This window comes from Archangium sp. (genome assembly GCF_036389735.1).
GTDB lineage: Bacteria > Myxococcota > Myxococcia > Myxococcales > Myxococcaceae > Archangium.
Window position 1 is genome coordinate 1 of the sequence record NZ_DASVWK010000423.1, and the last position, 13,837, is coordinate 13,837.

The 13,837-nt window shown below is 71.3% G+C and carries 10 protein-coding genes; 9 read left to right on the top strand and 1 reads right to left on the bottom strand.

Annotated elements, in window-relative coordinates:
* From VF794_RS15240 to VF794_RS15255, 4 genes are all read left to right on the top strand, one after another.
* On the top strand, positions 1-872 hold an 872-nt coding region (locus VF794_RS15240), incomplete at its 5' end, for a HAMP domain-containing sensor histidine kinase (protein WP_331111032.1).
* A gap of 132 nt (positions 873-1,004) precedes the next feature.
* A complete protein-coding gene (locus VF794_RS15245) occupies positions 1,005-3,851 on the top strand; it encodes a PAS domain S-box protein (RefSeq protein ID WP_331111033.1) in 2,847 nt (948 codons plus the stop codon).
* Positions 3,852-3,956: 105 nt separating this feature from the next.
* Positions 3,957-5,363 (top strand): vWA domain-containing protein, encoded by a 1,407-nt coding sequence (locus VF794_RS15250; RefSeq protein WP_331111035.1) that lies wholly within the window; start codon positions 3,957-3,959, stop codon positions 5,361-5,363.
* Positions 5,364-5,376: 13 nt separating this feature from the next.
* Positions 5,377-6,471: a hypothetical protein gene (locus VF794_RS15255; protein ID WP_331111037.1), complete on the top strand. Its 1,095-nt coding sequence runs from the start codon at positions 5,377-5,379 to the stop codon at positions 6,469-6,471.
* 12 nt (positions 6,472-6,483) lie between these two features.
* Here VF794_RS15255 and VF794_RS15260 read toward each other — a convergent pair whose 3' ends face one another.
* Positions 6,484-6,855, bottom strand: coding sequence for a hypothetical protein (locus VF794_RS15260; protein WP_331111039.1), 372 nt, complete (start codon positions 6,853-6,855; stop codon positions 6,484-6,486).
* Positions 6,856-7,064: 209 nt separating this feature from the next.
* On the opposite strand from VF794_RS15260, the gene VF794_RS15265 reads away from it, so the two are divergent.
* The 5 genes from VF794_RS15265 to VF794_RS15285 all read left to right on the top strand — a co-directional run.
* On the top strand, positions 7,065-7,457 hold the full coding sequence (locus tag VF794_RS15265) for a BlaI/MecI/CopY family transcriptional regulator (protein WP_331111041.1): 393 nt from the start codon (positions 7,065-7,067) through the stop codon (positions 7,455-7,457).
* Positions 7,454-9,304: a M56 family metallopeptidase gene (locus tag VF794_RS15270; RefSeq protein ID WP_331111043.1), complete on the top strand. Its 1,851-nt coding sequence runs from the start codon at positions 7,454-7,456 to the stop codon at positions 9,302-9,304. The genes VF794_RS15265 and VF794_RS15270 overlap by 4 nt, the downstream gene beginning before the upstream one ends.
* Before the next feature lie 101 nt (positions 9,305-9,405).
* Positions 9,406-10,200: a 4-hydroxy-3-methylbut-2-enyl diphosphate reductase gene (locus tag VF794_RS15275; RefSeq protein WP_331111045.1), complete on the top strand. Its 795-nt coding sequence runs from the start codon at positions 9,406-9,408 to the stop codon at positions 10,198-10,200.
* A gap of 30 nt (positions 10,201-10,230) precedes the next feature.
* On the top strand, positions 10,231-12,798 hold the full coding sequence (locus tag VF794_RS15280; RefSeq protein ID WP_331111047.1) for a DUF5916 domain-containing protein: 2,568 nt from the start codon (positions 10,231-10,233) through the stop codon (positions 12,796-12,798).
* Between the two features lie 43 nt (positions 12,799-12,841).
* Positions 12,842-13,837 (top strand): hypothetical protein (locus tag VF794_RS15285; protein WP_331111049.1); only part of this gene is annotated, 996 nt, incomplete at its 3' end.

Below are 13,837 nucleotides of genomic sequence, written 5' to 3' on the forward strand. Positions count from 1 at the left end.
TGGAGGCCACCGCCGCCATCGCCAAGGGCGAGCTGGGCCGGCGCGTTCCCGAGGAGGAGGACGACGAGCTGGGCGAGCTGTGCCGCGGCTTCAACGAGATGGCCGATCGCACCGAGGCCGCCCAGGCCGAGCTGCGCGAGGCGGTGCGCCTGCGCGAGGAGTTCCTCTCGGTGGCCAGCCACGAGCTGCGCACCCCCCTCACCCCCCTCAAGGGCTTCGCCGCCCTCACCCTCAGCCGCATGGAGAAGGGCGCCGACTTCCCCGAGCGCGAGCGCACCCTCAAGGCCCTGCGCTCCATGGCCCGGCAGACCGACCGCCTCACCCGGCTGGTGGATGACCTGCTGGACACCTCGCGGATTCAAGCCGGCCGCTTCGAGCTGGAGCGCGCCCGGGTGGACCTCGTCCCCCTGGTGCGCGAGGTCATGGAGCGCTTCGAACTCCGGGGCCAGGAGGGGCTGCGCTTCTCCCTGGAGTCCCCCGAGCTGCCCGTGGAGGGCACCTGGGACGGGCCCCGCCTGGAGCAGGTCGTCACCAACCTCCTGTCCAACGCCGTGCGCTACTCCCCCCAGGGGGGCTCGGTGCGTGTGAGTTTCCATCTCACCCCGATGGATGTGGAGATCCAGGTAAGGGATGAGGGGATTGGTATCCCACCCGAGAGCATCGCCCTGCTCTTCCAGCCCTTCGCCCGGGCCTCCAACGCCACCGCCCGGCACTACGGCGGGCTGGGACTGGGGCTCTTCATCTGCCGGGAGATCGTCCAGCGCCACGGCGGCACCATCTGGGCCGAGAGCTCCGGCGCCCACCGGGGAAGTTGCTTCCATGTCCGGCTGCCCCGCGAGGAGCCAGCCACGAGCGTGGCGGCGGCCGGCTGAACCTTTCGGGATGGGTCGGGGGCGACTCGGTTTCTCGGTGTATGATGCGGAGGGGGGGCCCTTCAGGCTATCGTCGTTATCCAACGAGGCGGTTCCCAGGTCGCCCAGCCGCAGGAGCCGAACCCCCCCTCCATGCACCCGAAGCCCCGACCGATCGAAGAAGTCCCCGCCCATGAGCACCGCTACCGTCTGGTGGTGGAGAACCTGCGCGAGGTGGTGTTCCAGCTCGATGCGCAGGGCCGGTGGACCTATCTCAGCCCGGCGTGGACGGAGCTGACGGGCTTCTCGGCGGAGGAGTGCCTGGGCCAGCGCAACATGGAGTACGTCCACCCGGACGACCATGCGCTGTGCCACGAGCTGGGCCGGGCGCTGCTCAGCCGGCAGAAGGAGTGTTGCAAGCACGAGATGCGCTACCGGACCCGGGACGGGGGCTACCGGTGGGTGGAAGTCTACGTGCGCCTGCTGCTGGGGGATGACGGCACGACGTACCTGGGCACCTGCGGCACCATCGCCGACATCACCGAGCGCCGAGAGGCGTTGGCCGCCCTGGCCCGGCGCGAGCGCTACCTCACCGCGCTGGTGGAGATTCAGCAGCGGCTGCTGGCCACGGGCGCCTCGGAGAGCCTCCACGCGCGGCTGATGGCGCCGCTGGGCGAGGCCTCGGGGGCCAGCCGGGTGTACTTCTTCGAGGCCCACCGCTCCTCGGACGGCAACCTCCTCTTCAGCCAGCGCGCCGAGTGGTGCGCGCCCGGGGTGAAGCCGAAGCTGGACAACCCCCAGCACCAGGACATGCACCTCGAGCGGCTGATGCCGCACCTGTACGAGCTGCTGTCGCGAGGGCAATTGCTCTCGGGGCCGGTGCGCGGCCTGCCCACGGCGGAGCGGGAGGCCCTGGAGCCGCAGCACATCCTCTCCGTGCTGGTGCTGCCGGTGTGGGTGCACGGCACGCTGGCGGGCTTCATCGGCTTCGACAACTGCGTCGAGGAGCGGGAGTGGGACAAGCTGGAGGTGGACCTGCTCATGGCGGCGGCGGGGGGCATCTCGCTCGCCCTGGAGCAGCGGCAGTCCGAGCGGGCGCTGCGCGAGCGGGAGCAGCGCTTCCGGCGCATCGCGGAGAACGCCTCGGACGTCATGTACCGCTACCAGCTGGCGGGCACGCGCAGCTTCGCCTTCGTCAGCAGCGGGGTGACGAAGAAGCTGGGCTTCACCCCCGAGGAGCACTACCGCGACCCCGAGCTGTGGCTGCGCCAGGCGCACCCGGAGGATCGCGAGACGCTGGAGCGGCTGCTCACCCAGCCGGAGAAGCACGACTGTCCCGTGGTGGTGCGCTCGCGCACGCGCGACGGGAACACGGTGTGGCAGCAGCACGTGGTGACGCCGGTGCTGGACGCCGCGGGGCTGTGCGTGGCGGTGGAGGGCATCGCCCGCGACATCACCGAGCGCCACCAGGTCGAGGAGGCCCTCAAGCTGTCCGAGGCCAGCTTCCGCGTCCTCCTGGAAGGTGTGCCGGAGCCGGCCGCCATCCAGCAGAACGGGCAGATCGTCTACGCCAACGCGGCCCTGGTGTCCTCGCTGGGCTTCCAGGGGCCTCGGGAGTTGCTGGGGCGGAGGCTGGAGGAGTTCATCCTGGACGAGCCGCCCGCGCCCCCGGGCACGGCGCTGCTGGTGACGGGAGAGCGACGCCTGAAGCGCAAGGACGGCAACGTGCGCACCGCGGAGTTCGCCTCGCTGCCGCTGCTCTTCTCCGGACAGCCCGCGGTGGTGTGCATCGCGCGCGACGTCACCGAGCAGCGCCAGCTCCAGTCCCGGCTGTCGCTGGCGGACCGCATGGCCTCCATGGGCACGCTCGCCGCGGGCATCGCCCACGAAATCAACAACCCGCTGGCCTTCGTCATCTCCAACCTGGGCTTCCTGTCGGATGAGCTCAACCGCCTGCCCTCGTCCGCCGTCCAGGCCCCGGGCTCGCGCGCCGAGCCCCGCGAGGACTGGCGCTCGGTGCTGACCGAGGCCCGCGAGGGCGCCGAGCGCGTGCGGCAGATCGTCCGTCAGCTCAAGGCGTTCTCCCGGCCCGACGAGGAGCGCGTGGAGCCGGTGGACCTGCACGCCGTGCTGGACTCGGCGGTGATGCTGGCCGCCAACGAAATCAAGCACCGGGCACGGCTCAAGCGCGAGTACGGGCCGGTGCCCAAGGTGATGGGCAACGATGGGCGCCTGTGCCAGGTGTTCCTCAACCTGGTGGTGAACGCGGCGCAGGCCATCCCCGAGGGCGCGGCGCAGCAGAACGAGATCCGCCTGGTGACGCGCATCGGGCCGGACGGCTTCTCGGTGCTGGTGGAGGTGCAGGACACGGGCTCGGGCATCTCCGAGGACGCGCTCGGACGCATCTTCGACCCCTTCTTCACGACGAAGCCCGTGGGCGTGGGCACCGGCCTGGGCCTGTCCATCTGCCACGGCATCATCACGAGCCTGGGCGGCTACATCGCCGTGGAGAGCCAGGTGGGCAAGGGCACCACCGTGCGCGTCATCCTTCCGCCGGCCCGGAACGGCTCGTACGTGGCGAAGCCCTCGGCGCCCACCCAGACGCCCACCGCGCGGCGCGGGCGGGTGCTCATCGTGGACGACGAGCCCGCCGTGGGCCGGGCGCTGCGGCGCATCCTGCGCGAGCACGACGTGGAGCTGGCCACCAGCGGGCGGCAGGCCCTGGAGCGGCTCACCGAGGACAAGAGCTTCCACGTCGTCCTCTGCGACGTGATGATGCCGGACCTCGCGGGCAAGGACCTGTACGAGGCCATCCAGCAGGGCGGCTCGGGGCTGGAGCAGCGCTTCGTCTTCGTCTCCGGCGGCGCCTTCACCTCGGGGGCGCGCGACTTCCTGGCGAAGGTGCCCAACCCCACCCTGGAGAAGCCCTTCGACGAGGCCGCGGTGAAGCGCGTGGTGCGCGACCTGGTGATGAGTCAGCTGCCGGCAACCGGAACCTGAAGGCATCGGTCGATTGTCGGACCCTCCTCCCGCTGACGGATAGGGAGGACGGAGCACCTGGGTGAACCTGCGGCTCCGTCTCCCCCCACTTCGCGAGGTCCGCCGATGAACCGGACATTGTTGCTGCTGGCCACCACCGGACTGCTCGCGCTTGGGGCGGGGGTGGTGGGCCTGCCCCGCCAGAAGGACACGAGCCACACCGTGGCCCGGCCCGACGAAGACCTCGGCACCGGGGTGACGCTGACGCCCACCCTCGCCAAGGGCGGCGCGCTGACGCTGGAGGGCAAGCTGTCCGGGGAGTACCTCATGGCGGGCCCGAGCGAGGCCTTCGCCGCGCTGACGGTGCGCGCGGACACGCTGCGCGAGGCGAGGCGGCTGCCGGTGAACCTGGCGCTCGTCATCGACCGCTCGGGCTCCATGCGCGGACAGAAGCTGACGGACGCGACGCGCGCGGCGCGGAGGCTGCTGGAGCGGCTGGGGCCCGAGGACCGGCTCGCCCTGGTGCACTACGGCACGGACGTGAGCGTCCTGCCCAGCCAGCCCGTGACGCTGGAGGCCCGCGCGCGGATGGAGGCCTTCATCGACGCCATCCAGGACGAGGGCGCCACCAACATCAGCGGGGGCCTGGAGACGGCGGCGGCCGAGCTGCGGCCCTACGTGGAGTCCTTCCGGGTGAGCCGCATCATCCTCCTGAGCGACGGGCAGCCCACCGCGGGCGTGACGGAGCCGGGGGAGCTTCAGCTCGTGGCGGGCGGCCTCCGGCGCTCGGGCCTGACGGTGAGCGCGCTGGGCGTGGGCGATGACTTCAACGAGCGGATGATGCAGGGCATGGCCGAGCAGGGCGGCGGCTTCTACGGCTATATCCAGGACTCGGAGCGGCTGGCGGACATCTTCCGGCGCGAGCTGGAGCAGGCGGCGGGCACGGTGGCGCGCGGGGTGGAGCTGCGGCTGGAGCTGCCCGAGGGGGTGACGGACGCCGAGGTGATGGGCATGACGGCCCGGCGCGAGGGCCGGACCCTGGTGGTGCCGCTGTACGACCTGGCGGGCGGACAGGAGGCGCGGGTGGTGGTGAAGCTCACCCTGGCGCTGGAGGCCACCCAGGCGGCCCGGGGCGTGCTGACGGCCCGGCTGCGCTACTGGGAGGTGGACGCCGGGCGGCAGGCGCAGGTGGACCTCGCGCTGACGGCGAAGGTGACGGAGGACGAGGCGCGGGTGCGGGCCCACCTGGACAAGGATGTGCGGGTGTACGCGGTGAGGGCGCTCGGGGCGCGGGAGCTCCAGGCGGCGGCCGAGCAGATGAAGCAGGGCAACCGGGACCGGGCGCTGGGAATGCTGGACAACGCGCGCCGGCTGTTCGGCTCCTCGGCGGAGGCGCTCGCGGGGGAGGTTGCGGACGTGGACCGGACCCGGGCAGCCTATCTCAACGCGCAGGATGAAACCGCCGTGCGCCGTGAAGCGTTACAGCTTCATCGCAAGTCGCTGAAGACGTTCGGTCAGAACAACTCCTATTAAGGAAGGGCCGCCCATGCCCCTGTCGGTGCAGCTGCGGGAACGCGAGGATTTCGAGGTGCGCACCCTGCGTGCGCTGGGCGGAGGCGTGGCCGCGGGCCTGCTGGTGGCGGCGCTGGCCCGGCTGCACGTGCGGGTGGACGTGGGCCTCTTCGCGGTGGCGGGCGCGGCGCTGGCGTGCGCTCGGGTGGACTGGAAGGTGCGCCTGGGCATGCTGGTGGGCCTGCCCGTGCTGCTCAACATCCCGGACGTGCTGAACGTGCCGTCGCCGCTGGCCGAGGCCTGTATGGGCACGCTCGCGGCCGGGGTGGTGGGCTGGCTGGGCACCCCGTGGCGGCCCAAGCCGTCGCAGGTGGTGGCGGGGGCGCTGGGCGCGGGCGCGCTGATGCCGCTCGGGCTGTACGTGAAGCAGGTGATGGACGCGCGGCTGTTCGACGGACGGCTGGGCGCGGTGGGCGCGGTGCTGGGGCTCGCGGCGGTGGCGCTCTTCTGGAGCGTGGGGACGCTGGCGGCGCACGTGGAGGTGCACGGCGACGCGGTGGAGGCGCGGGGCACGGTGCTGGAAAAGCAGCTCTCGGGCGAGACGTTGGCGCTGGTGTCGCGCGCGGTGACGCTCTACCGGCAGTGCCAGGGCGTGGCGGGGAAGCTCCAGGCGGGGCCCGGACGCACGGAGCTGGTGGGCGTGCTGGAGAAGATGACGCGCGAGGTGTACGCCCTGGCCGAGGCACACGCCGGGCTGGAGGCGCAGCTCGCGGCGGTGGAGCAGGGAGGCGTGGACGCGCAGGTGAAGGAGCTGCGGGCCAAGGCGGCCGCTTCGACGGACGCGGTGGCACGGCGGCAGTTGGAGCTCGCGGCCTCGTCGCTGGGCGAGGAGCTCAACCACCTGGACGCGCTGGGCCGCAAGCGGGAGCGCCTGCTGGCGCAGCTGCACGCGCAGGTGGCGCTGCTGGAGCGGGCCCGGGTGTCGCTCGTGGGTGTGCAGGGCGGGGACGCGGGCACCAAGGGCGCGCAGGCCGCGCAGCTCGCACGCAAGCTGGCGGCACTGGGCCAGGAGGACTCGGGCACACCGGAGGCGGCTCCGCGGCCCGAGTCGACCAAGGTGGTCGGCTGAGTTCCCGGGCGTCTACTTCGAGGAGCGGGAGCGCTTCGCGTTCCCACCCTTGCCCTGGCTGTCGGCCTCGGGCGGATGGAGCGCGCGCAGGCGGGCCGTGGCCGTCAGCTGCGTGAGGATCTTGTCGACGCTGTTGCCGTCGTCCTCCTTCAGCCGCTCGTCGATGCGCTGCTCGATGTCCTCCCGCACGCGCCGGGCCTCGACGAGCGCGGCCTCGATGTGCTCGCGCACCTGCACCGAGTGCTCATCCATGGCGGCGCTGCGGTAGGGGGCGGTGTCGCGGCGCACCGCGATGCGTCCCGCCGCCGTGCCTCCCGTCGTCCGCCGACGCCTCACCACCGTGCGCTTCGTCTTCCCTGAACCTTCCTTGCGCTTGTCCGCCATCGCGAGCCTCCGGCTACACAGTCCGATCTCCCCGGAAGGTGGGGCGTGCCTCGGGCCACAGGAAGTCCCCCTTCCGGTGTGAGGCCGATGGGAGCAGGCGGACAGTCAGCGCATGGCCTGCCCGCCTGGGTTCATCTACGAAGACCTTCGTTGACATCTACGAATCCCTTCGTATACTTTGGGCGGGAAGCTGACGGGAGGGAAGCGCGATGAGTGAACCGAAGCTGCCGCGGCCGACGGACGCGGAGCTGGGCATCCTCCAGGTGCTGTGGGAGCGAGGCCCGAGCACGGTGCGCGAGGTGCACGAGGCGCTGAGCAAGGGCGTCGAGGGCACGGGCTACACCACGGTGCTCAAGCTGATGCAGATCATGACCGAGAAGGGACTCGTGGAGCGAGACGAGTCCCAGCGGGCCCACGTGTACCGCACGCGCGTCACGCAGCAGAAGACGCAGCGGCAGCTCGTGACGGACCTGCTGGACCGGGCCTTCGGAGGCTCGCCGGCACAACTGGCGATGCAGGCGCTGTCGACGAAGAAGGCCTCGGCGGAGGAGCTGGCCGAGCTGCGCAAGCTGCTGGACACCCTGGAGGAGGAGACGCCATGAGCACGAACGTGTCGCAGTCCCTGGGTTGGGCGTTGCTGCACCTGTTGTGGCAGGGCGCGCTGGTTGCGGCGGCGCTGGCCATCGCGCTGCGCGTACTGGAGCGGCGCTCGGCCGCCGTGCGCTACCTGCTGGCCTGTGGCGCCCTGGCGCTGATGCTCGTGCTGCCCGCCCTCACCGGCTGGCACCACTACGCCGCCCAGCGGACGGAGCGCTCGTCCCCGGTGACGGCGTACGCGGCGACGCCGGCTCCCGCTCCCACCCTGGCACGCCCGGCGCACGCCCCCGTGGCTCCGCGCGCCGCCGCACCGACTCCGGCCCTGGAGTGGACGCTCGCGCCACTGGGCGAGCACATGCACTGGCTGGTGCTCGCGTGGGCGCTGGGGGTGGCGGTGTCGTCGCTGCGGCTGCTCTCGGGGTGGTTGCGGCTGCGCCGGCTGGTGCATGAGGCGAGCCCCGCCCCCGCCGAGTGGCAGGAGACCCTGGAGCGGCTGGCGCGGCGCCTGGGCATGACGCGCCCGGTGCGGCTGCTGCGCTCGGCGGCGCTGGACGTGCCCGCGGCGGTGGGCTGGCTGCGGCCGGTGGTGCTGCTGCCGGTGTCGGCGCTCACCGGGCTCTCCGCGCGTCAGTTGGAGATGGTGCTGGCGCACGAGCTGGCCCACATCCGCCGGCATGACTTCGCCGTGAACCTGGTGCAGACGCTGGTGGAGACGCTGCTCTTCTATCACCCGGCGGTGTGGTGGATGTCGCGCGTCATCCGCGTCGAGCGCGAGCACTGCTGCGACGACATCGCGGTGGGCACGAGCGGCAGCGCGCTCTCGTACGCCCGGGCCCTCACGGCGCTGGAGGCCCTGCGCGTGCTGCCCCTCGGAGAGACGAGCCCGGCGATGTCCGCCCTGGGGGGCTCGCTCACGGAGCGCGTGCGCCGGCTGGTGGGTGCACCCGCGGCCCGCTGCTCCTCGCGCTGGGTGGCGGGAGCCTCGGTGGTGACGCTGATGAGCGGCGTGGCGGTGGCGGCACCGCTGGCGGCCCTCGTCCTGCCCGAGCGCCCCGCGCTGACGGCCGAGGCGCCGAGCCCGGCCCCCGTGGCCCCCCCGGTGGTGGGCACCCCGAAGCTCCTCCTCGCCCAGGCTCCGGTCGTCCCCCCGGTCCCCCTGCCCCTCCCCTCGCCCGCCCCCGCTCCGGCTCCGAAGCTCGCCGGACCCAGGGAGGACGACGAGGACGAGGACACCACCCGCGTGGACGCGAAGCAGCTCTCGGTGGAGCAGCTCGTCGCGCTCAAGACGGCCGGGGTGACGGCGGAGCGGGTAAAGCAGGTGGAGTCGCTCGGCTACGAGCCCACGGTGGGCAACCTGATCCAGTTGGGCCATGCCGGCGTGACGCCCGAGTACGTGAAGGAGATGACGGGTGTGCTGGGCCGCAAGCCCTCGGCCGAGGAGCTGGCGCAGCTGAAGCTCCTGGGCGTGACGTCCGCTCGCGTGCAGGCGCTGAAGGCGGCCGGCTACGGCAACCTCTCGGCGGATGACCTCGCCCAGGCGGCGGCACTCGGCGTGGACGAGCGCTTCATCTCCGAGCTGAAGTCCGCCGGCTACGACAAGCTGCCCTTCGACGACCTCGTCGGGCTGCGCGCCGTCGGGGTGAATGGCCCGTACGTCCAGGCGATGCGGGAGGCCGGCTACGGCAAGCTCTCCCCGGACGAGCTCCAGCAGTTCAAGGCGCTCGGCGTGGACGCGGGCTTCATCCGCGAGCTGCGCGACCAGGGCCTGGAGAAGCTCTCGGTGGAAGAGCTGATCCGCCTGCGCGTCAGTGGCGTGGACGCGGACTTCATCCGCGAGCTGCGTAAGAAGTAACCCCGCGGTCCCCTTCCCTCACTTCAACCCGGGCCCTCGGCCGCGCTCCCCGCGCGCCGCTGGGCCTCCCCTTGCCTCGAATCCCCGAAGGAGCCCGAACCATGCGAACCCACCGACCGTCGTACACCCTCTTCGCCGCCGTGCTGCTGTGGACCGTCTCCGCGCTGGCCGCCCCGCCGCTCTCCAGCACGTGGATGGGCAAGGCCCTCGACGACCAGCTCCAGCTCAACTTCCGCTCCGGGGAGCAAGGGAACATGGGCCTCTCCATTCCGCGCTCGGCCTTCCAGGGGTTGAACATGGCGGAGGGCACGGACACCTCCTTCCAGCTCGTGCGCGAGGCGGGCACCGTGAAGTTCGAGGGCCGCTTCTCCGGCACCGAGGGCGCGGGCCACTACCGCTTCGAGCCCAATGCTACGTACCTCGGAGAGATGGCGAAGCTCGGCTACACGGAGATCTCCCCGGAGGAGCAGCTCCAGCTCGCCCTCTTCGACGTGGGGCCGGCGCGGGTGAAGGCGCTGGCGGAGCTCGGGTACACGAAGCTTCCGCATGACGCACTGCTTCAGGTGGCCATCTTCCAGGTGACGCCAGAGCACATCCGCGCCCTGGCCGAGCTGGACCTGCGCAACCTCGAGCTGGACGAGCTGGTGGCCACGCGCATCCACGGCGTCACCCCCGCATTCATCCGCGAGGTCAAGGGCCTGGGCTTCGCCAACCCCACGCTGGAAGAGTTCCTCTCCATGAGGATCCACGGCGTGACTCCGAGCTATGTTCGGGAGATTCGGGAAGCCGGCTACCCGAATGCCACGATCCAGCAACTGGTGGAGCTGCGCATCCACGCAATCGACGCGGACTACGTTCGTTCCCTCGCTGGCGACAAGAAGACCGGTAAGAAGTAGTAGGCGCCTCTGAAGAGGGGGGAGTTGCACATGCTGCGCGCGTGGGTACTGACGGCGGGAGTGCTGTGGGCCGGGGTGGCGTCCGCCGCCGTCGAGGGTCCGGGAAAGACCCAGTTCCTCCGGGCCGCACGGGCCACCGGCGAGGTGAAGGTGGACGGCAAGCTGGACGAGGACACGTGGGCGAAGGCCCCCGTCTTCGACGGCTTCGTCCAGCGCTTCCCGGACGCGGGCAAGGCCCCCAGCGAGCGCACCGAGCTGCGCGTCCTCTATGACGACCGGAACGTGTACGTCGCCGTCACCTGCCACGACTCCGAGCCGGCGCTCATCAACCGCAACCTGGGGCGCCGGGACAGCGACCTGTACTCGGACCGGGTGCGGGTGCTGCTGGACACGACGCACGACCACCGCACGGCGTACGTCTTCACGGTGAACGCGGGCGGGGTGCAGTCGGACGGTCTCCACTACGACGACCGGCTGTACAGCACGGACTGGGACGGGGTGTGGGACGCGGCGGCGGGTGGCACCGAGGGCGGCTGGGTGGCCGAGTTCGCCATTCCCCTCTCGGTGCTGCGCTTCCCCGAGGCGCCGGTGCAGACGTGGGGCTTCTCGGTGCAGCGGGAGATCGCCCGGAAGAACGAGGAGCTGGAGACGGTGCTCAATCCGCGCACCAGCAACGCGGTGGTGTCACGCCTGGGGCACCTGACGGGGCTGGAGGAGCTGAGGCCGAAACGGGCGGTGGAGCTGGTGCCGTACCTGGCGGCGCGCACGGTGGCGAGGCCGCAGTTCTCGGACGCGGCGAGGCCCTGGCCTCGACTGGTGGATCCATCCCTGGACGTGGGGCTGGACTTCAAGACGGCGCTCACCAGCAACCTGGCGCTGACGGCGACGCTCAACCCGGACTTCGGCCAGGTGGAGGCGGACCAGCTCATCCTCAACCTGTCCACCTTCGAGGCCTTCTTCCCGGAGAAGCGCCCCTTCTTCACGCAGGGCATGGAGCTGTTCAACCCGGTGGGAGGACAGGGCGGGCCGCAGACGCTCTTCTACTCGCGGCGCGTGGGCCTCCAGACGCCCATCCTCGGGGCGGCGAAGCTGACGGGCACGGTGACCGAGGGCGTGGAGGTGGGCGTGCTGGACGCGGTCGTCACCGGGCCGTGGCAGCGCGAGGTGGACGAGGAGCAGCCGGACCGCGACGTGGGCCTGTACCTGACGCGCCCGCTGCACGTGGGCCCCAACAACGCCCTGCCCACGGACCCCATGGTGCCGATGAACTACCTGGCGGCGGTGGTGCGCGGAAAGGTGGGGAGCAGCTCGCGCGTGGGCGGAGTGGTGACGATGGCCACGCCGCTCACCGGCGCGTGCTCGGACGAGGACGCGGCGCTCGACGAGGACCCGCGGCCGGTGCCGTGCCTGGCGAGGGGCGGCAACGCGGCGGCGGCGGACTTCGACCTGCAGACGGCGGATGGACAGTACGGGGTGATGGGGCAGTTCGCGGGCTCGCAGGTGGTGGGCGGGCTGCCCGAGCGCACGCTGCGGGATGGCACGCTGCTGCGCCGGGGGACGATGGGCTACGGCGGCTACGTGCGCGCGGGGAAGTTCGGCGGCGAGGGCTTCCGCTGGGACGTGGGGGATGAGTTCTCCTCGCCCACGCTGGACCTCAACGCGAGCGGCTTCCAGCGCAACCAGAATGTGCACTCGCCGCGCCTGGGGCTGCGCTACCAGCGGCCCGACGGCTTCGGACCGCTGAAGGCCCTGTTCGCCAACCTCAACGGGGGCATGGAGTGGACGACGGACGGCCGGGGCATCAACCGGGGGAGTTGGATCAACTTCAATGGCTCCGTCCAGCTCCCGAGCTTCGACTCCATCGGGTTCGAGACGGGGGCGAACCTGGGTGGCTGGGACGTGCGCGAGTTGAACCGCACGGGCGTGCCGCTGGAGAACGCGCATTGGGCCTTCGTGGCTCTCTTCGGGGACACCAACCCGAATCGGGTCGTGTCCGCGGGAGGCTTCCTCGCGGGGTCCCACCGCTTCCGCGAGGGTCCAGAGTCGACGCCGTGGGGCGGGCAGGTGAACCTGTATACGACGGTGCGGCCCCACCCGGCGCTGGAGACGCGGCTGGAGGTGTTCCTGGACCGCACCTCCAACGGGCCGCGCTTCATCGAGGACCTGGGCGACAACCGCTTCCTGCTGAGCCCCCTGCTGTCGGACTCGATGTCGCTCACGCTGCGCCAGCAGTGGGTGGTGACGCCGAGGCTGACGCTCCAGGGCTACGCGCAGCTCTTCACCGCCTATGGCGCGTACGGCACCTACTACGAGGGCACGTCGGACGCCTCGCGCGCGCCCATCCGCCTGGAGAGCCTGGTGCCGGTGGAGCGGGAGAACACGGACGACTTCCACGACGTGGGGTTGAACCTGAACCTGGTGCTGCGCTGGGAGTACCGGCTGGGCTCGACGCTGTACGTGGTGTACTCGCACGGACAGCAGCGCTTCCCGGTAGCGGAGGGCACGCACCCGCCGCACAGCCTGATTCCTCACGGACTGTTGGCTGGAGCGGCCAACGATGCACTCATGGTGAAGTGGGCCTGGTACTGGGGCGCTTGAGCCCCCCTCGCGTGAGGCGGCGTGCTAAGGCCACGTCCCCGTGATGCACGACGCTCGCGGAAAGAAGTGGAGGGGCCTCCTCGGCTCGGCGCTCCTCGGCCTGGGACTGCTGGGGTGCGCCCCCGAGGACACCTCCGGCACGGTGATGGCGTACGTCTTCGCGCGGGACGAGGCCACCGGCCAGTACGCGCTCGGCCGCCACCCGATCGAGAACCTGGAGTCGCTGCGCGAGCTGCGCGGGAGGGATCTGGACTTCCGCAAGGGTGCCGAGCTCAACCAGGTCAGGCTCGACGCGGAGCTCGACATCGAGCGCGGCGAGCCCTTCGCGCTGGAGTACACGCGGGAGGCCGATGGCACCTTCGTGCCGGGAGACCTGCACTCGCTGTACGCGCTCAGCCTGTACCGGAACCTGGACAGGACGGCCTCGCTGCTGCGCGCCCACGGGCACGTGCCGCTCAAGCGCCTGGACGTCTTCTACTACCCGCGCTTCGACAACCTCCTCACCGGCGATGGCCGCGGCGACTTCACCGACAACGCCGCCTACGTCTCTCAGGTGCCGTGCTTCCTGCTCGTGCCCTCCTTCGTGCTCAATGACCTGCCCATGCTGCTCAACGAGGGCGTGGTGGCGCACGAGTACGGGCACGCCGTCATCCACCAGGAGCTGTTCGGTGACGCCCCCGCTTCGCCGCACGAGGAGGACGAGACCTGGTCGGGCGCCCACCGCCACCTGTCCTCCATGCACGAGGGCGTGGCGGACCTGATTGGATTGGTGGTGACGGGAGAGCCGGACTACATCCGGGCCACCCTCGACGCCGACCGGAACCTCGCCGAGCCGCGCGACTACTCCGAGGAGGACATGCTGGAGATGTTGAAGGGCGGGGACGACTTCGACCCGCACCACCACGGCTCCGTGATGGCCCGGGCCATCTACGAGCTGTGGCCCAAGGACGAGCAGGGCCACATCACCCCGGAGGGCCGCTCGCGGCTGCTCGACCTCACCCTGGTCACGCTGCGGGAGCTGCGCTTCGAGCAGACCACC

Coding starts and splice junctions, on each gene's coding strand:
- VF794_RS15245 (WP_331111033.1), top strand. CDS start 1,005: ATGCACCCGAAGCCCCGACCGATCGAAGAAGTCCCCGCCCATGAGCAC.
- VF794_RS15250 (WP_331111035.1), top strand. CDS start 3,957: ATGAACCGGACATTGTTGCTGCTGGCCACCACCGGACTGCTCGCGCTT.
- VF794_RS15255 (WP_331111037.1), top strand. CDS start 5,377: ATGCCCCTGTCGGTGCAGCTGCGGGAACGCGAGGATTTCGAGGTGCGC.
- VF794_RS15260 (WP_331111039.1), bottom strand. CDS start 6,855: ATGGCGGACAAGCGCAAGGAAGGTTCAGGGAAGACGAAGCGCACGGTG.
- VF794_RS15265 (WP_331111041.1), top strand. CDS start 7,065: ATGAGTGAACCGAAGCTGCCGCGGCCGACGGACGCGGAGCTGGGCATC.
- VF794_RS15270 (WP_331111043.1), top strand. CDS start 7,454: ATGAGCACGAACGTGTCGCAGTCCCTGGGTTGGGCGTTGCTGCACCTG.
- VF794_RS15275 (WP_331111045.1), top strand. CDS start 9,406: ATGCGAACCCACCGACCGTCGTACACCCTCTTCGCCGCCGTGCTGCTG.
- VF794_RS15280 (WP_331111047.1), top strand. CDS start 10,231: ATGCTGCGCGCGTGGGTACTGACGGCGGGAGTGCTGTGGGCCGGGGTG.